At 58.8% G+C, this 18,673-nt stretch carries 14 protein-coding genes and 1 pseudogene; 4 read left to right on the top strand and 11 right to left on the bottom strand.

The genetic code is table 11. The annotated features are described in order from the left end of the window. Positions 1-43: 43 nt before the first annotated feature. From ACRQ1B_RS27420 to ACRQ1B_RS27370, 11 genes and pseudogenes are all read right to left on the bottom strand, one after another. A complete protein-coding gene (locus ACRQ1B_RS27420) occupies positions 44-580 on the bottom strand; it encodes a hypothetical protein (RefSeq protein WP_432297363.1) in 537 nt (178 codons plus the stop codon). After that, the gene (locus tag ACRQ1B_RS27415) at positions 543-5,654 is read right to left on the bottom strand and encodes a DEAD/DEAH box helicase family protein (RefSeq protein ID WP_432297361.1); all 5,112 of its coding nucleotides are present in this window, start codon (positions 5,652-5,654) and stop codon (positions 543-545) included. The genes ACRQ1B_RS27420 and ACRQ1B_RS27415 overlap by 38 nt, the downstream gene beginning before the upstream one ends. A gap of 89 nt (positions 5,655-5,743) precedes the next feature. Then, entirely contained in the window at positions 5,744-6,349 is a 606-nt protein-coding gene (locus ACRQ1B_RS27410) for a DUF1419 domain-containing protein (protein WP_432297360.1), read from the bottom strand. 64 nt (positions 6,350-6,413) lie between these two features. Beyond that, positions 6,414-7,448: a DUF3991 domain-containing protein gene (locus tag ACRQ1B_RS27405; RefSeq protein ID WP_432297358.1), complete on the bottom strand. Its 1,035-nt coding sequence runs from the start codon at positions 7,446-7,448 to the stop codon at positions 6,414-6,416. Positions 7,449-7,627: 179 nt separating this feature from the next. Next, positions 7,628-7,804: a hypothetical protein gene (locus ACRQ1B_RS27400; protein ID WP_432297356.1), complete on the bottom strand. Its 177-nt coding sequence runs from the start codon at positions 7,802-7,804 to the stop codon at positions 7,628-7,630. A gap of 349 nt (positions 7,805-8,153) precedes the next feature. After that, positions 8,154-9,203: an endonuclease/exonuclease/phosphatase family protein gene (locus ACRQ1B_RS27395; protein WP_432297354.1), complete on the bottom strand. Its 1,050-nt coding sequence runs from the start codon at positions 9,201-9,203 to the stop codon at positions 8,154-8,156. Between the two features lie 435 nt (positions 9,204-9,638). Next, positions 9,639-9,929 (bottom strand): annotated as a pseudogene (locus tag ACRQ1B_RS27390) (helix-turn-helix domain-containing protein); the annotation flags it as partial. A 515-nt stretch (positions 9,930-10,444) separates the two neighbouring features. Beyond that, the gene (locus ACRQ1B_RS27385; RefSeq protein ID WP_432297352.1) at positions 10,445-10,726 is read right to left on the bottom strand and encodes a hypothetical protein; all 282 of its coding nucleotides are present in this window, start codon (positions 10,724-10,726) and stop codon (positions 10,445-10,447) included. A gap of 129 nt (positions 10,727-10,855) precedes the next feature. Continuing rightward, positions 10,856-11,050, bottom strand: a complete 195-nt coding sequence (locus tag ACRQ1B_RS27380) for a BA14K family protein (RefSeq protein WP_432297477.1) — start codon at positions 11,048-11,050, stop codon at positions 10,856-10,858. Next, complete coding sequence (locus ACRQ1B_RS27375; protein ID WP_432297497.1) at positions 11,047-11,259, bottom strand: hypothetical protein; 213 nt, start codon at positions 11,257-11,259, stop codon at positions 11,047-11,049. Before ACRQ1B_RS27375 ends, ACRQ1B_RS27380 begins: the two co-directional genes overlap by 4 nt. Before the next feature lie 185 nt (positions 11,260-11,444). Next, positions 11,445-12,938: an MFS transporter gene (locus ACRQ1B_RS27370; RefSeq protein ID WP_432297351.1), complete on the bottom strand. Its 1,494-nt coding sequence runs from the start codon at positions 12,936-12,938 to the stop codon at positions 11,445-11,447. Between the two features lie 89 nt (positions 12,939-13,027). Between ACRQ1B_RS27370 and ACRQ1B_RS27365 the strand changes: the two genes are divergently transcribed. From ACRQ1B_RS27365 to ACRQ1B_RS27350, 4 genes are all read left to right on the top strand, one after another. Further along, complete coding sequence (locus ACRQ1B_RS27365; protein ID WP_432297350.1) at positions 13,028-13,564, top strand: TetR/AcrR family transcriptional regulator; 537 nt, start codon at positions 13,028-13,030, stop codon at positions 13,562-13,564. Positions 13,565-13,712: 148 nt separating this feature from the next. Next, complete coding sequence (locus ACRQ1B_RS27360) at positions 13,713-14,264, top strand: TetR/AcrR family transcriptional regulator (RefSeq protein WP_432297349.1); 552 nt, start codon at positions 13,713-13,715, stop codon at positions 14,262-14,264. Between the two features lie 48 nt (positions 14,265-14,312). After that, a complete protein-coding gene (locus ACRQ1B_RS27355; RefSeq protein WP_432297348.1) occupies positions 14,313-15,506 on the top strand; it encodes an efflux RND transporter periplasmic adaptor subunit in 1,194 nt (397 codons plus the stop codon). A 9-nt stretch (positions 15,507-15,515) separates the two neighbouring features. Next, complete coding sequence (locus tag ACRQ1B_RS27350; protein ID WP_432297347.1) at positions 15,516-18,671, top strand: multidrug efflux RND transporter permease subunit; 3,156 nt, start codon at positions 15,516-15,518, stop codon at positions 18,669-18,671. Positions 18,672-18,673 lie beyond the last annotated feature (2 nt).

Below are 18,673 nucleotides of genomic sequence, written 5' to 3'. Positions count from 1 at the left end.
CGAACACAATCCGTCCTCAGCTTTTTCTTGCCATCTTGTATATTCAGTTCGCGTTGAACACGTCCGACTGGTACAGCTCGCCGCCGTCGTAAAATGCAGTCGAGATGATATGGCTACGGATCCTGAAACTCGAAAAGCAATTGCCCAGCGGGCCATCGACCACGCCAGAGAACGGGGTGCACCGATCGACACGAACCCGACATTCATCGCGCTGCTCGATGAATGGGTACGTGGAGACATTGATTTCGAAGAGATGCGTCAACGTCACAGCACGCTGCTCAAGCAGCAGGCGGTTGAGCGGCGAGGTCGGCGGATGCGCCGCGACGAACCCGTCGTTGACGACACACTTCTGCATTTGCCGAGTGATGGTCTCAAAGAAAAAAAGGGCCACGAATAACGCGGCCCATAAGATATGGAGGCCAAAGAAACCTCCAGAGGGGAACAGCTTCTGCAGCGGCACTGGGAAGGCGCCGCCAAACGCATCAGCTATCGACTTTATGCCTGAAACTTGGTCAATCTGCACGAAGAATTTGCGCATAACATCATGCGTCTTTTCGCATGCTGTCGTGATCGGCAGCATCGGACGCCAATAGCATTTCGATCTCGCGGAGCGCCTCGCGCTTTTCACTCAGCTCGCCAGCAAACGCAAAGCTGCCACCTTCTCGCGATCGGTAGGACCTCAGGCGTCGCTGCGCCTCCTCAAGCCGCCGCCGATACTGGCGCTGTTCATCGTCGAAGCCGTCGAGTGCATGCTCCAGTCGCGAGATCGCGCCGAGCGGCGTCACCGTGATGGTCAGATCAATCTCATATTCGGCACCAGTGCGCTGTAGAAGCGTCTCGTAGCGGTAACCATCGCCTTTGCCGAAGCGCTCGCCCTCATAAACGAGATCGAACCCGCCAATTGTAGCCAGATGAAGATCACCCTCCTGTTGGAGCTGGACCAGCGTGAGGATCTCCTTCATCAAGTCGCGGCCGGCCTCCTTACGTTCGGTATGGATCTGACCGAGCACGGTCATACTGAAAGCGCCGCCCGACGTCGACTGTAGCCGTTCGATGTCTTGGCCGATCTCGCCAATGCGCCGTGTCGAGACCTCGATCTCACGCTCGGCATCGTGCATCTGCCGACGGACGGCATATTGGTCGTCCTCGTGGGCGGCCCGCAGTCTTTCGAGGCGAGCGATGTCGGCCTCAAGTCCAGCCTTCTGCATCAGCCGCTCGTCTCCGGACGCTATGGCCTTGGCCATGGCAAACTGGTTGGCGGCACCTTCCCCGGCATCCTCCAGCCGCCGGATCGAGGTGTCGCCGGAGAGTGCTGCGGCAATGAACCGGGCCTTGCGCTCGTTGTTCTGCCACATCGAGGCGTCGAGCGAGCCTTCGGTGGCATAAGCGAAGATATCGACCTCGTCATGCTGGTTGCCCTGACGCACTATCCGGCCCTCGCGCTGCTCGATCTGCGACGGCAGCCACGGCACGTCGAGATGGTGAAGCGCTTTTAGCCGGAGCTGGGCATTAACGCCGGTGCCCATGGTTTCCGACGAACCAATCAGGAAACGAACCTTGCCGGCGCGGACATCGCCGAACAGCCGCTGCTTGGCCTCGGTTTTCTTGAAGTCCTGCATGAATGCGATCTGTGACACCGGTACGCCGAGCCGGATCAGCTCGTCGCGGATGAACCGATAGGCCGAGAAGCCGCGGGTCTTTTCGACATTGATCGTACCGAGATCGGAAAATATCATCTGGGCAGCGCCGGCCAAGTCAAAATCCTTGCCGTCCGGACGGCGGTAGATCGCCTCACCGGTTTCCTTCCAGATCCGGTGGGCGTTTCGCACGAGCAGATTGAGCTTGTTATCCTCCTCGTTGTCGGCAGCCGGCATGACGAAGCGAAGGTCGATCGCCGCATGGCGACCATCGGTGATGACCGAGAGCAGGATGTCGTCGCCAGGCTTGGCCGGCCCCTCGCGCTTCTCGATCGCCTTGATCCGGCCATCGAGCATTTGCTGGTAGGTCTTGAACAGCACCGTCGGCTTGGCCGTCAGGATCTGCCGACGCCCGGTGGAAATGTTCGGCACCTTCACATATTGCCTAAGATCGTCGGGCATGACGACGTCAGCGAAGGACCGGAACATGGCAATCAGCTCGGGTACGTTCACAAAGGAAGCGAAGCGGCTGACCGGCTTGTATTTGCCCGACGGCTGGATTTCGAGTTCGGTCGTCGTATCGCCAAAGCACGCTGCCCATGCATCGAATTCGTGCAACCCGCGTTCGACAAGTGCCTCATGGCCGAGCAGACGCTGGATCGAGAACATCTCGCCGAGCGTGTTCGTGATCGGCGTGCCGGAGGCGAGAACCAGCGCCCGGCCAGGGTTCTTCGTCTCGATATAGCGGGATTTGACATAGAGATCCCAGGCGCGCTGCGAGCCATTGGGATCAATGCCCTTCAGCGTCGACATATTGGTGGCGAAGGACAGCTTGCGAAATCCCTGCGCCTCGTCGACGACGATCTGGTCGACACCGATTTCAGAGATTGTCAGCAGATCGTCTTTGCGGGTGGCGAGACCTTCGAGCCGCTCCTGCAATCCCTCCTTCAGCCGCTCCAGGCGCTTGCGCGAGACGCGGTCCTCGCTGTCGACCTTGGTCAGCAAATCCTCGTAAAGCTGCAGCTCGTCCTGGATCATCTCCTGTTCGAAGGCCGAGGGCACGGCGATGAAGCGAAACGCAGAATGCGTGATGATGATCGCATCCCAGGTCGCGGTCGCCGCACGGCTGAGGAAGCGAGCACGCTTGTCCTTGGTAAAATTGGTCTCGTCGGCGACGAGAATGCGGGCATTCGGATAGAGCGCAAGAAACTCACGGGCGGCCTGCGCCAAGCAATGGCCGGGGACGACCAGCATCGCCTTGGCGATCAGGCCGAGACGGCGCTGCTCCATGATAGCGGCGGCCATCGTCATCGTCTTGCCGGCGCCGACGGCGTGGGCGAGATAGGTGGAACCATCGGCGATGATCCGCCAGATGCCACGTTTCTGGTGCCCATAAAGAACAAAGGCGCCTGAGGCGCCGGGAAGTTTAAGATGGGAGCCGTCGAATTTTCGCGGCGAGATATTGTTGAAACGATCATTGTAATCGCGGGCCAACCGATCGGTGCGATCGGGGTCCGTCCAAACCCAGTCCTGGAAGGATTGCTTGATCCTCTGCAGCTTGTCACGGGCGGCTTCGGTATCGACGACGTTGAGCACCCGACGCTCGCCATCGACGTCCTTGAACACGTCAAAAATCTGCGGGACTCGGCTGTTGAGCGCATCGGCCAGCAGGTCGCCGGCATGGCGGCGGCTGGTCCCCCATTCGGATGTGCCGGCAGCACTATAACCGAGCTGGCGGGCCTCCACTGTCCACGACCCGAGCTCCGGCATGTGGTGGATGCGGATGTCCGCTTCCATCTTCTCTTTCACGAAGGCGACGACGTCGGCAGCAGGTATCCATGGCGCGCCGAGCCGCGCGGTGATGTCGGAGGGGCGAAGATCGACTGGCTGGACATCGGTCAAAGCGCGGACATTGCGCTCATAGGTCGGATCGAGCTCGGCCGCGGCCTGCGCCGCCGCGAGCTTGGTGCGCACCGCGCCGGAGAGATATCCATCCGCTGTTTTCCAAGACCCATCGGCTGGATCACGGAACACGGCCTCGCCCAGCTCGTCGATCACATCAGCGGGATTGCTGTGAAGGAGCTCGGCGATATGCTCGATATCGACATGGCCGCGTTCATTCAGCACAACGGCGAGCGCATCTGCCGGCGATGTGATGGTCGGGGCCGCCGGCGGCGCAATTACGCGTTCGGAGAAGATCGGACCGGGCTTCGCCGTGTCAGTCTCCAGGTCATAGTCCTCGATCGAGGCGACCAGCCAGCAATCCGGGTCGTCGCGGAACGGGGCGAGGTTCGGCTGGCGGTGGGTTTCCCTGACCTCGCCGGTCTCCGCGTCTTCCAGGATCGAGACAGTCGTGTGGTTGATCGGCCCGAAATCGCGCACGAAGCCTGACCAGGCGATACGCAACCGCACCTGCAGATCGCGCCAGGGCCGATCAGTTTCCTGTGCCTTCAGCACCTCGCGCACGGCGTCGCGGATCGGGATCAGCTTGCTGATGATCCGGACGTGCTTTTCCGAGATGCCATCTCCGGTGCGGCCCTTGCGGACCGTGACCGGCGCAGCCGTTCCGTCGAGCATCTGCATCAGGCCCTTGGAGCGGTCGAGAAAAAAGCTGCCTTCGCGAACAGGCCCGCCCTTCGGCTGCAGGTCGACGATCTCGGCGAGTTCATCCTCGAGATCGAGATCGATGGGCGTCGGCTCGCCGTCGTAGAGGTCGGCCGGCAGAAGCTCGATGGCAGCGGCAAGGGCGGCTTCTCGATCCTCGCCAGCGAGCGGCCGGCAGGTATAGGTCTCGCCAAACGGGCCGGACGTCAGCGCGTGGGTGCCGAGCACGAAGTCGGGATGACGGGCGAACCAGCGATTGACCCTCATGGCGCCTTCGTCATCTGTGGACGGACGGACCTCATCGACATCAAGCCACATCTGGTCGCCTTCCGGCTCGCCGGGCTTGCGCTTGCGGAAGAACAGGATGTCGACGACGACATCCGTGCCGGCGTCCCGGCGAAAGCTGCCCTCGGGGAGCCGGATCGCTGCGATCAGATCGGCTGATTTGGCGATATGCTCCCGCGCCGTCGTATCGGCCTTGTCCATCGTGCCATGTGAGGTGACAAAGGCGGCAAGAGCGCCGGGCTTCAGGAGGTCGATCGATCGGGCGATAAAATAGTCGTGCAGGCGAAGACCGAGCGACCGATAGGTACGGTCCGAGCGAACTGTGCGATCGGAAAAGGGCGGATTGCCGATGGCCAGATCGTAGATCGGCGCCAGGTCGATGCGCGCGAAGTCGCCATTGATAATTCGCGCCCTCGGTTGGAGCAGGCCGACAATACGGGCAGTTACCGGATCGAGCTCAATCCCGGTGACATAGGCAGCGTCACGGTACCCCGCCGGCATCAGGGCCGGGTACAGACCCGTACCGATCCCCGGTTCGAGAACGCGGCCGCCGCGCCAGCCGAGCCTTTGAACCCCGGCCCAGATCGCGCGGATGATGAACTCCGGCGTGAAATGCGCATACTGGGTGCAGCGCGCCAGCGACGCATAGTCTGCCTCGGAGACGGCGGTTTTGAGTGAGGAACCAAGATCGTCCCAGCCCTGCCGAAAATCGACCTCACCCGGACGGCGAAACATGCCGTTGGCCAGCTCGCCGGCGCCGAAGCCGGTGAAACGAACAAGCTGCGCCTGCTCATTTGGCGTCGCTGGCCGGTCCTGTTTCACGATGCCGTCGGCGACGAGGATCGCCGCGACATTGGCGCGAGCGCGATCCTTCCAGGAGGCGCCCAGCTCGCGGTCACCATCGAGATAGAAGTTTGCCCGAAGGGCAGCGCGCCTAACAGGCTTAGCCGCAGCCGCAGCCGCAGCCGCAGCGGGGAGGGCAGGTGCTGGTGCCGGCGGTGTCGGATCGGGATCGTCATCGTTGGCCGCTAAGGGGTCGAAGCCGCCAAAGGCGGTGACGCCGAGCCCAAGGCCGGAGGACAGGGCCGAGCTGCCGAACATGTCGAAGGTAAAGGGGTCATTGCGCATAGGAAAGCACCTTTGAAACGAGGGCGTGCGCAAACGTCCGGTCGAGAATTTGACCGGCTGCATCGCCCAATTGCGGGGATTGATCTGGCTTATGCGGCCAGCGGTGAGGGAAGATGGCGCAGATGCACCGGCAGCTTGGCCGCGATCTCGTCGTCGGTCAGCGTGTCGAGCAGCTTCAGGACTGTCCCTTCCTTGCCGCCATAAAGCATCACCGTACGATGGCCCTGCATCTGCTTCGGCCAACGGACACCGGCATAGCCGCGATAGTCGTTAGTGGCCGTGCTCCAGATATGCTCGAGGCGTTCCTCACGGCTCATTGCCCGGACCGGCGGGCTTTCGCGGGTGACGATCGCAGCACGCATCGCCTCCTCCGAATTGCGATCGGAAAGGTCGCAATAGGCGTGGAAGCGGCGAAGAACTCCGTCGATCCGGAGAGCGTAAAATATCGAGGTCACCGAACCGGTCATGAACTCGCGCATCGCGAAGGTCGGCCCGCGCATCCACAAAGGCGGCAGGATATCGAGCATGTAGTTGTAGGAAGTCTCATCGATCTCGAACCATTCGCCGGCGTAGATGCTGGACTGGTCGCCGTCGAGGCGGTCGGGGCGATCACGATGCCGGTCAAACATCCGGAACATGTCCGAGCGTTTGGCCACGCCCTGGAAGACTTTTCGGGGGAGGGACGTTGAGGTCATATGCCTTTTCCTTTCGGCGTTTGGAACCGAAGGCGGCACGATCGTATCGACCTCACCTTTCTCTTCAGTCCTTCATGACCCCTTCCGGATTGCCAGCCTCGTGTCCGGCCGGGTCAAGGGCCGGCTTCCGCCGGGCGAAGCCTCCCTTGATGCGGCCGGCGCGCATGCGGCAGGCCTGTTTCCTTCCTAACTTCCGCTCCCGGTTTTCCTTTTCCCTCGCCTGAAGAACCTCATTCCAATCCTCCGCCGGTGGTCGCAGACGCTGCCAGTCGCAGTCGGACGCCACGGCGATCGCACGCAGTCGTTCCGCATAGGCATCGCCTTGAGAATTGGCATCGGTTGCGGCGACGAGTATGGTCGATGGACGTGCCGCCAGCGCGGCAAAAGCGGCGTCTGCCGCAGGCGACCATCCGCCGCCGGTGCTGAGATAGAGGGTCCGTTCTCGTGGGCCCTCGAGTGCTGCCAGGCTCATCGCATCGATCGCGGCCTCGGTGACGCAGAGACGAGAGGCATCGCTAGGTCCGAAGCGGAAAAGAGCCTTCGATCCGCCAGTCGAGAAACCGCGCCAGTCGGGACCACGTTCTTCCCAACCGATAACAGCACCGTCGCCATCGACATGGGCCGCCCACATGCTTGCGAACGGGCCTTCCCGAAGGACGCCTTCCCAGACGGCCTGTCGAACTATGACAGCCGGGATCCAGCGCGCCCAACATAGATATCGCCAGGCCCCGGATCCGGGCGAGGGCACGCGTCGACTGCGCCATCGATCGCAAATATTCGCGACCGGCGCTGCAGACCGCGATGACTGCCATTCTGGCCGGAAAAGTCGAAACCCGACAAGCGCTGCGACGGTGTCCGCCGCGGTCGGGAAATCGACCTTATCGAGGAACATGACAAGGCCGAAGACATCGCCCTTTTCGTCGCTGAGCGGATCGAACCAGCCTCGGCCATCATGCGTCACAATAATGATGTTGCTGCCATGTCGGTACTTGACTGCACGGCGCGTGCTTTCTCTCAGGTCAATTTCATAACCGGCCCGCTCGAGCACGGCTTCGCAGCTTACCCTGGCGCGCAGCGCCTCCAACTCTTCTCGCTTCATTTTCTTTCAGCCGCTTGGCGGCCGTCCCTTTTTAGCTCCCGCAAGTTTGCGGGTACAGTTCCGCCCGCCGCGAAGAGCGGAGGGGGCAAGGGCGCGGCAATCAAGGTGCAATTTTGCACCGGCCGCGGCGCAGCTTCCCTTGCGGCCGACAGCGCGTCAGCGGCAAGAACATGCGGGTCTCAATGAGACCCGCGAGGCTCGAATTCGAAGATGATCTCCAGATCATCGTCATCATCGAGTTCGTCGGACGGCAGGGCACCGAATTCGTCGCCGGATTTGAAAAGGGCGATCGGGACCATCAGGTCGCGGCAAAGCTGGAAGGCGTGGGACTGAGCGAGGGAAAGATCGTGCGCCATGTTCGAATGCTCCATCGGAAGCGGGCCAATTCCCGCTGATGGCTCCTCAATGGAACAGAGACGGTCACGATCACCGCGTAGACGAAGGCAGAGCGGCGGCAGCCTAGCTGCCGACCCCTTGCGGGTTGATCGACGGAGATCCGGACCTGATCCAGGACGCCATCAATCGAAGCGGGATTGGACTGCTTGCGGTACTGCAAGATCGTGGAGTTTGGGCGATATCGCACTCTTGAACGCAAGAGCATGCAACACCGGCCATCATCAACGCCAGTCCGGAATTAAGCCGGAAAAGCGCAACCGACGGACAAACATTTGCCGTGTAGTGATTGAGAGAAGGTCGAAAAGACGCCTATGGTGCAGCGGATTTAACGAGGTCGATTGCAATCGGCCAATGGTCCGAGACACCCGATCCTTTTCCATTCTGCTGATTGAAGCGGAATGCCTTTGGACGCATGACTTTGTTGTTCTCGTCCCAAAAAAACTGTTCGAAATCGTCATGCACGACTTGGAAGCTGCGTGGATCCATCTTCCACTGGCCTTGAGCTAAGCCGGGTGGCTGAGTGATGACATCGAGATAAGACCAGGTATTTTCTCGCGCGAAATACTGACTGCCATCACCGCGGCAACCGTTATCGAGTTCGGCCGGCAGGATCCAGTTTGGGAGGGAGTTCGCAAGGGCGCGCCGTTCGTCGGGCGCGCAGTTGAAATTGAAGTCGCCGGCAGCAACGACAACCCTGTCGGATGGCAAGTGAGCTGCGGCCGTCGCGATAGCTTGAGCTCCGAGTTCACGGCAGATTCTGGGATTCCCTCCCGACGGCAAATGCGCTCCGATCAAGGTCAGCGTCGAACCGTCCGGCATTGCCAGGTCCACCTGAACAAGGTCTCTCGTGACGCCCTTGGAACCGTCCTGCCGATTGCACGCCGGCTCCGTAGTCAAGTCGACCGCGATGCTCTTGGGTTCGCTGCTTGCCGCCAATTTCGACAGAATGCCAACCTTGATGCCGCGTTGATCAGGCTTCGGCTCAGGCCTGTTGGGATCCACATCGACGAGCACTGCTGTAGGATAGGCCGCTCCACCGGCGTCGAGCGACGTCCGAATAGCTTGCAGAGCAACATCGCTCTCGACCTCCGGCAGTACAATGATATCTGGACCCTTCCCAAAGTCGAACCGCTGAATAACTCTCGCTATGGCAGCGCCTTTTGCAGCGACCCATTCGGCCGTGTTTATGACTTCGGCATTCTCACCATTCGGCATACGGGGATCATCGACATTGTCGAAGAAATTCTCAACGTTGAACGCCATGACCGTCACCCGCTCGGTCTGGGCTTGTGCCGCCGCAGGCGTGATGGATGCAAGCGAGGTGGCGAATGTCGCTGCAATGAGAAGTTTACTTTTCATATCTCCCCCCCAAGCTCTGATCATGGCTCATGTTAATGTCTGCCGTACCGCCAGTCGAGGTTAAATTCCCGCTTTGCGTGCAATTCTGTGGGAAGTGCAGCATCATTAGACTGATGTGACGCTATTGAACTTCGCTTTGCCCCTCACGCCACGAGCGAAAGAGGTTTTGTGATGCTCTACGCCGTCGTTCTGGCGGGTCAGCCCAAATTAAGGGGAAGGCTCTGCTATATTGAAGGCGTGTATATGACGTTATAGGTTATATATATCAACTACTTAATGAATTTGTGATAATAACACTTATGGAACTTTTCGCGAGCTAGTTAAAGAAGATTTGTTATGGGCTCCGATCCATTTCTTCTTCCTTGAGTCAATTGTTTGGGTCTAACGGCTAGTTTCCGGAGCCGAGAAAGCTGTTGAACCTTTAAGGACGGCGGGTCACTCGGCGAGTGCAAGCGCTAGTTCGCCCGACAAAGGAAGCCGATCGGTATGCTCCATCGCCTTGCTGCGCATCTGCGTAGGTGTCTGCCTGAAATGCTTGCGAAACGCTGCAGCGAAGTGCGAAGAGGACATGAACCCGACTTGCAATGCGATTTCGATCAGATCAGCCCTGGTATGAAGCAGGAGATGTCTCGCGCGATCCATGCGGACTTTTCGATAAACGGCCCCAGGCGGTGCTTTTTCGCTATCTTGAAATTGACGCTCAAACTGTCTTCTGCTTAACCCGACCTTCGCCGCAAGTTCCCCGACGGGATGGGGCGGACAAGGCGTGTGTTTACCGGGTGTCGAAACATTAGCGCGGTGTCATCTGGCCCGTGCTCGATGCAAAAAATGCCGGAGCACAGCGACCGGCCCTATATGTAGAGCAATCGCCAATAAACCATAGAGAAAACGACAATCACGATCGAAATGACGACGAATCTCATCAGCATAACGAGCATGACCACGCTAAATTTCATGTTACTGGCAAAAGAAGACCGCCTCGCGTCCTTGAAGCGCATGTAGACTTCTTTCGGATTACCATTCCAGTAATCTCGAAATCCAAACATGATCAAGCTTGCCACTACGAAGCACCCAAAGAAAAGCTTCAAAGTGAATTCAAGTATATCAACCATTTACGTCACCTACTTAGATATTCAAAGATATCTCATGAAAAACTTATATGCAACACATCTTGCCATCAATGAAAAATTGCATTTCCAGAAATAAAAATGCCAAGATTATATTAAATCTTTCTATCATGTTTATTTACTCTGCGCAGATATACGATGGTACCGCCCCAGCATCGATGCGGCCTTCCGCAGCACCTCGCGCGCTTGCGCATCGCTGGCGGCCTCGATGTTCTGTAAGGCATAGCTGAGCGCCAAGATCGCCACTCCTACGTCCGCATTGCTACGGGCCAGGCTTTCCGAAGCGTTGAGTTCTTCAATGATCTGAGACAGGATTCTTGCGCATTCAATCCGTGAAGGCGCATCACGCTTGTTGATGAGCTTCATTACCTGCGCCGTGAGTGCCATAAATTGCATGAACGAACGTCCGATTGAGAGAGCACACATCAGCCGTGCGTCTGCAACAACCGGTGATGTTTGGCATGATCGAAAGGCCCGCTAACGATCCGCCCATTCTCGTGCGGGCCTAATCTTGCTGCAGCGGGGTCAGAAAGGTGAGTAACATCTCTGGCGCGGGCCATTGTATGGCTGGAAAGTATTGTCGTAGGCTCGGTAGGATCGATATCGGTTGTAACACCAAGTCACGTGGGAGCTGCCACCAACATAGCGGCGCGCGGGCGCTTGCCGGGGTTGCGCAAGGGCTCCGCCGATGATGGCTCCAGCAGCAAACCCACCTATCATGGCGCCGACATCCGGTCGGCGATCGCGATAGTACCGCCTCCCGTGGTGTCGGTCATGATGGTAGCGGTGGTGACGCCATTCACGATGATCACCCCAGTCTCTGCGGTCACCCCAATGCCCACGATAGTCCCGGTCACGGTAGCGCCCCCAATCGCGGTGCCGCTCCCAGCGCCGCTCGCCCCAGCGATCATCACCGTACCACTGGACATGGACCTGTTCGGGAATCCTGACATCGACATGGCGTGTCACCGGAAGAGCATGTGCAGGCCCGATACCGCTAAAACACATGACAAACGAGAGCATTAAGGCCGTAAGTTTCAATCTCATTGTGATTTGTCCTCTTCCTTAAAGTGCTGACTACAAATTCAGCGCGGCAGCTTTCGCCGCAGGACTTTCAATGCCCCTTCGAAGCCAGGTGCCGGGTATTCCTGAGTGCAATGAACACTGCGAGCGAAAGGATAGCGATCATCGAAGCGGTGATGGATAAAACGGAGCCGTGGGCCTGACTGAAAGCGGCGCTGGCCGCAGATTTCAGTGCGTCACCCTCTGCTCCGGCCAAGCGATGTGCCTCCGTCATCGTCTCTCCAATCGATCCAGCCACGGCACCAGCTTCGGGTTCGATTCGCAGAAAGGATCCTTGGTAGATCGAGTTCACCAACACGCCGAAAAAGGTGATGCCAAGCCCCCCGCCAAGCTCATAACCTGTGCTTTCAAGTGCCCCGGCAGCACCGGCTTTATCCGGCGGCGCACTCCCCATGATCGCGATAGATGAAGCGAGGAGACCGACACCGAGGCAGAGTCCGAGCAGCGCAAGCAGCGCAGCCGTCAGGATTGTCGATGCCATCAGAGTGATCGACGCAAGGCCAAAGAGAGAAGCGGCCGCACCACCCATTGATATCGTTGCTACCGCGCGAAGACCGAAGCGCTGTGCCATGCTTCCACCCAACGGCCCTCCGACAGCCGCCGCGACCACTAGAGGAAGCATGAACAATCCGGCATCGAGCGGTGTCATTCCAAGAACATACTGAAGCTCCTGAGCGAGCACGAGTTCAAACCCACCGAGCGCGCCGGACGCCACGAATGCCATGAGCATGCCGGCGGAGATAGCGGGCTTTAGAAACAGGGAGAGGTCGAGCATCGGAGCGGGAGACGAGACTTGCAGCCTGCCAAACCATACAAGTACCGCAAGACCTCCGACCAAAGTGCCTAGACCAACGGCGTCGAGGCCGACCTTCATGCTGGTCTTGATACCGTAAACCGCAAGAACAAGGCCCGCTACGAGCAAGGCTGCCTGTCCGATGTTCCAGTCGCCCATTCCTGTGCCAGCATTGCGGGGAACGAGCCACCAAACCATCGGAATAACAACGGCAAGCACTGGAAGATTGACCAAAAAAACAGAACCCCACCAAAAATGCTCAAGCAGCAGCCCGCCGACGAGCGGGCCAATGGCAGCGCCGGCCATGCCGACCACGCTCCATAGCCCGAGTGCCCTTGCTCGTTCACCATCGTCCTCGAACGTCGTACGAATAATCGCAAGCACGCTGGGCATCACCATTGATGCACCGATCCCGAGCACGGCGCGCGAGGCAATCAGCATTGCCGGTGTCGTTGAAAACGCGGCAGCAAAGGATGCCAGACCAAATACGCAAAGCCCAATGAGCAGTATTTTTCGATAGCCGATGCGGTCCGCCAGTGTTCCCATAGGCACAAGGAGGCCTGCCATCACCAGTGCGTAAATATCGATGATCCAAAGTACTTCGGTCCCTGTAGCCTGAAGTGCCACGGTGAGCGATGGAACGGCGATATGGAGGATAGTAAGATCAACAACGACCGGCAGGAAGGCCGTCATAACAGCGGCTAAAACGAGCCAGCGATTGGCGGATGCCATCAATTCACCTATGGAGAATGCGTATGTTTGGTTATAAGTCTGTCCGCATCATATAAATACATACGTACGGAAAAAATAGAGGGAAAACCATGGGCCGCAAAAAAACGATTGACCGAGACGCTATTCTCGATGCGGCCGAAGAGATTGTGCAAAGCCGTGGTCCGGCAGCCTTGACGATCGACGCGCTTGCAAAGGCAATCGGGATTACAAAAGGTGGCGTGCAGTACTCGTTCGGATCCAAGGATGCGATACTGGATGCAATGTTTGAGCGATGGGGACAAGCCTATAACCTGGCTGTCGATCACTTCCTGGAGCAAGATTCCTCTCCCGTCGGCGTCGTGAAGGCGCACATCCAGGCGACAGCCCTCTCAGATGAATCGACAATGGCCAAAGCGGCAGGACTGATGGCGTCCCTCACCCAATCTCCCGAGCACTTGGCGGGAACGAGAAACTGGTATCGAGAGCGCATCCAACATCTGGACATTGATACGGAGAGCGGTCGTAACGCGCGATTGGCGTTTCTTGCCGCCGAAGGAGCATTTCTGCTTCGGCACATGGGTTTGATGAAAATTGACGATGAGACTTGGTCTTCGATCTTTGACGACATCAAAAAGCTGACGCCTTGATCTCCAGAGACCACCCCACCTTGGGGCGCACGTCCGATTCCGAAATCATAGCGAACGACAAGCGCAATAATATCCATACGTATGTATTTTTAAGCTTGCGTTTATGAATACGATCGTTCAATAATTATTCTGATTAGGAGACGATGCGTTGGGCAGAGCGAAAATAGTCGAAGACGATGAAATTCTCGACGCAGCGGAACGCGTTGTGCTTCGTAAGGGCACCAAGAGCCTGTCTATTGACACCGTAGCGAAAGAGGCAGGTGTCAGCAAATCGCGCGTCGTTTACGGGGGAGGCAAGCATTCGCTTCTTGAGATGGTTGTCGATCGTTGGCTGAACTCAGAGCTTGAGCGGGAGGCGATGTTCGTGGCAAACGCGGCCGGCACGGAACATCCTGAGCTGTTTGGCCGGATTAGTTCGGCAGCGGTGACGCTCAAAGATGACAAACGCGCCGCAGCTCTGGCAATCGCAATCTCCGTTTCAAGTGAGGAAGGGTTGCAGCAGAAAATAAGAGGGCACTCTGAGAACGACCTCGACGCAATGGCACGCGGTCCGCGCCCGAATGCAGCGCTAATGTCCTATCTGGCCCTTTGCGGCTTTTATTCCATGCAGACCTTCGGGTTCTACGCATGGAGTGACGAAGAACAATCGCAGATACTTGAAGGGGTTGAGAGCATCTACAAGTCTTACCCCGATAGTTAATCGATAGCCCTGAGCGCGCCGATAACACAATGATCCAAGGAAGAAACCATGTACCGTAGCAGACAACTGCCGCGCCTAAAGGCGTGCCTTATCGCGACCTCCATTCTCGCCCTCACAGCGACGACCGTCAACGCGCAGGAAGGTGAAGAAATGCCGCCTGCCGCCGTGGGCGTGATTGACCTGAAGGCCCATCCAATCCCCGTCATCAGCGAGTTACCCGGACGCGTGGCCGCCACGCGCGTGTCGGAAGTTCGCGCTCGCGTGTCCGGCATTCTCCAGGAACGTGTTTTTGAACAGGGCGCACTGGTTAAGGAAGGCGATGTTCTCTACCGGATCGATCCGCGATTGTTCAAAGTTCGGGTCGCGAGCGCCGAAGCAACACTGCGCCGTGCAGAAGCTACACGCGACAATGCAAAGGTCCAGCTTGAACGTCAGAAGACTCTGCGTGAACGCAATGTCGCCAGTGGCATTGATTACGATACTGCCGCCGTCAATCTCGCGCAGGCCGAAGCAGACGTGGCCCTTCAACAGGCAGCGCTTGAAGAGGCCAAGATCAATCTCGAATACACCGAGGTCCGGGCCCCTATTACCGGCATCATCGGTGGCGCACTTGTCACTGAAGGTGCGCTCGTCACCGCCGACGGTACTTCAAACCTTGCGCTTATCCAGCAAATCGATCCTGCCTATGCGGACTTCACGCAATCCGCACAGGATCTATTGTCGCTCCGGCGCGCGGTCACCGACGGCAAACTCGCAAGCCCCGCCCCCGGGCAGGCCAGCGTGGAACTCGTTTTCGATGGCGGTGATGTCTATGGGGAAAAGGGCAAGCTGCTGTTTTCCAGCGCCAATGTGGACTCCACAACCGGCCAGGTCACGCTGCGGGCCGAATTCCCCAACCCCAACAGCGATCTCCTGCCCGGCATGTATGTCCGCGTGAAAGTCGAACAGGCCGTGCGGCAGGATGCAATCACCGCGCCACAGCGCGCAGTGCTGCGGACGCAGGACGGTAAGGCGCAGGTCTACGTGGTCGAAGGCGACACCGCAAAACTTCGTGACATCGAGCTGGGCCAGGCTCTCGGCCAGGAATGGGTCGTCGAAAGTGGCCTGAAGGACGGCGAAAAGCTCGTCGTCGATGGCGTTCAGAAATTGCAGCCGGAGGCGAAGGTCGCTCCGGAGCCCTGGACACCGGGCGAACAGAAGCAGTCCGGCGGGGAAACAGCCCCGGCAGCGACGGGCCAATAAGGTAGGACCATGGCACAGTTATTCATCAACAGACCGATCCTTGCCTGGGTCTTCGCGCTGTTCATCTCCATTGCGGGCATCATCGCCCTGCCCTTCCTGCCCATCGCGCAGTACCCGAAGGTCGCGCCTCCGCAGCTTACAATTTCGACGGCCTATCCGGGCGCGTCGCCGCAGGAAATCTACCAAGGCGTGACACGTCTGATTGAGGAAGAGCTCAACGGAGTCGCCAATATGATGTATTTCGAGTCAACCTCGGATACGTCTGGCTCAGTCAGCATCAACGCGACGTTCGAGGCTGGAACGGACATCGATCAGGCTTCGGTTAACGTCCAGAATGCCATCCGACGTGTCGAGTCACGGCTTCCCTCAGCCGTCACATCTCAGGGTGTCAACGTCGAAGAAGCCGCCTCTGGCTTCCTGATGATGGTCACGCTGACGTCCACCGACGGCAGCATGGACGAAGTCCAGCTTGGCGATTACCTTAATCGCAACGTGCTCGGCGAAATCCGCCGCCTTGATGGCGTCGGTCGCGCCCAGATGTTTGCCGCCCAGCGCGCCATGCGCGTGTGGATCGATCCCGACAAGATGGTCGGCCTCAACCTGACCGCCGCCGACATCAACGCCGCCATCACAGCTCAGAACGCGCAGGTTGCCGCAGGGCAGATCGGCGCTGCACCCAACCCGGTCAGTCAGGATCTGACGGCCACAGTCCTTGTCCAGGGCCAGCTTTCCGATCCCAAAGCGTTCGGCGAGATCATTCTGCGTGCCAACCCGGACGGAAGCGCGGTCCTTCTGAAGGACGTCGCCCGGATCGAGCTTGGCGCCGAAAACTACAACTTCACCAGCCGCCTCAATGGTCGGCCGAGTGCCGCAGTCGGCATTCAGTTGTCATCGACGGGCAATGCTGTCGCCACGTCTTCAGCGGTGAAAGCAAAGCTTGACGAGTTGTCGAAGTTCTTCCCGAAGGGAGTTGAGTACGCAACACCCTACGACACAAGCCCGTTCGTCTCGGCTTCGATCGAGAAGGTCGTTCATACGCTGATCGAAGCCGTCGTGCTGGTCTTCATCGTGATGTTCGTGTTCCTGCAGAATTTTCGTTACACAGTCATTCCGACACTTGTTGTGCCTGTGGCGCTGCTCGGCACCTGCGCGATCATGTACGCGACCGGGTTCTCCATCAACGTGCTGACCATGTTCGCCATGGTCCTCGCGATCGGAATTCTCGTCGATGACGCAATCGTGGTGGTCGAAAATGTCGAGCGCATCATGGCCGACGAAGGCCTGTCGCCGAAAGCCGCGACCCGCAAGGCCATGGGCCAGATCACGGGCGCGATCCTCGGCATCACGCTGGTGCTTGCCTGCGTCTTCATTCCGATGGCGTTCTTCCCCGGGTCGACAGGTATCATCTACCGCCAGTTCTCGCTGACCATGGTCGTGTCGATCCTGTTCTCTGCTTTCCTGGCACTGTCGCTCACACCTGCACTGTGCGCCACCTTCCTCAAGCCGATCCCCAAGGGACATCATGAGAAGAAGGGGCTTGCTGGCTGGTTCAATCGCAAGTTCGACGGGCTGACCAACGGCTATACCAAGGTCACGCTCGGCATGGCGCGCCGTGCGGGCCGGATGATGGTCATCTATCTCGCACTCGTCGCAGGCCTCGGCTACCTGTTCATCAACCTGCCATCGGCCTTCGTTCCGGCAGAAGACCAGGGCACGCTGCTGGTCGACATTCAGGGGCCACCGGAAGCGAGTGCCAACCGTACGCAGGCATCCGTGAAGCAGATCGAAGAGATCTTCAAGGCGGAAGCGGGCGTGAAGGACGTTATCGCCATCCAGGGCTTCAGTTTCTCCGGCTCGGGCGCCAACGCGGCATTGATGTTCGTGACCCTGAAGGACTGGAGCGAGCGCGACGCGGACAATTCCGCACAGGCGATCGCCGACCGCGTGAACATGTCTCTGTTCGGTCTCAAGGATGCGACCAGTTATGCTCTGTCGCCCCCGGCCATCGAAGGTTTTGGTGCCACCGGCGGTTTTGCCTTCCGCCTGCAGGACCGTAACGGCGTGGGCCAGGCGGCACTATCTGCTGCCGGGGCCGATCTGATGGCGAAGGCCAGCCAGAGCCCGCTGCTGACAGGCATGCGCGTCGAGGGTCTGCCCGATGCCGCACAGGTTCTGCTGGTGATCGACCGCGAGAAGGCGAACACGTTTGGCGTCACTTTCACGGATATCAATAACACGATCACGGCCAACCTCGGTTCGTCCTACATCAACGACTTCCCGAACGCTGGCCGCATGCAGCGCGTCATCGTGCAAGCGAAGGATCAGAGCCGCCTTCAGGTCGAGGACCTGCTCAAGCTCAACGTTCGCAACGCCAGCGGCGGCATGGTTCCGCTGTCATCATTCGCCATCGCACAGTGGCAGAAGGGATCGCCGCAGATCGTCGGTTACAACGGTTATCCGACAGTGCGTATCGCCGGTGAGCCTGCTCCGGGCAACTCGTCGGGTGCGGCCATCGCAGAGATGGAGCGTCTCGCAGGCGAAATGCCGGATGGCATCGGCTTTGAGTGGACCGGTCAATCCCTCGAGGAGATCAAGTCTGGCTCACAGGCACCCTTCCTGTTCGGCATCAGCCTTCTGTTCGTCTTCCTGCTTCTCGCAGGTCTGTACGAAAGCTGGTCGATCCCGCTCTCGGTTATGCTCGTGGTGCCTCTCGGTGTCATCGGCTGCGTCCTTGCGGTGATGTTGATGGGCATGCCCAACGACATTTACTTCAAGGTCGGTCTGATCGCGATCATCGGACTGTCCGCCAAAAACGCGATCCTGATCATCGAGTTCGCCAAGGACAACTACGCCGAGGGCAAGCCGCTGTTGGAGTCGGCGATCGAGGCTGCAAAGCTCCGCTTCCGTCCGATCATCATGACGTCGCTCGCTTTCACGCTCGGCGTAGTGCCGCTGGCGATCGCTTCGGGCGCTAGTGCTGCGAGCCAGAACGCCATCGGTACGGCAGTCCTTGGCGGGATGATATCGGCCACGATCCTTGCAGTGTTCTTCGTGCCAGCCTTCTTCGTCTTTGTGTTGAACCTGTTCAAAACAAAACGTCCGGAAGCCGATGACGCTGATCATCACAGTCCGACACCACAGGCTTCGCCAGACGCACCTCACTGACA

The sequence above is a fragment of the Endobacterium panacihumi genome (assembly GCF_050847465.1).
Lineage (GTDB): Bacteria > Pseudomonadota > Alphaproteobacteria > Rhizobiales > Rhizobiaceae > Neorhizobium > Neorhizobium panacihumi.
Note: the sequence above shows the minus strand (reverse complement) of the source record. Positions and strands in the feature narration are given on the sequence as shown.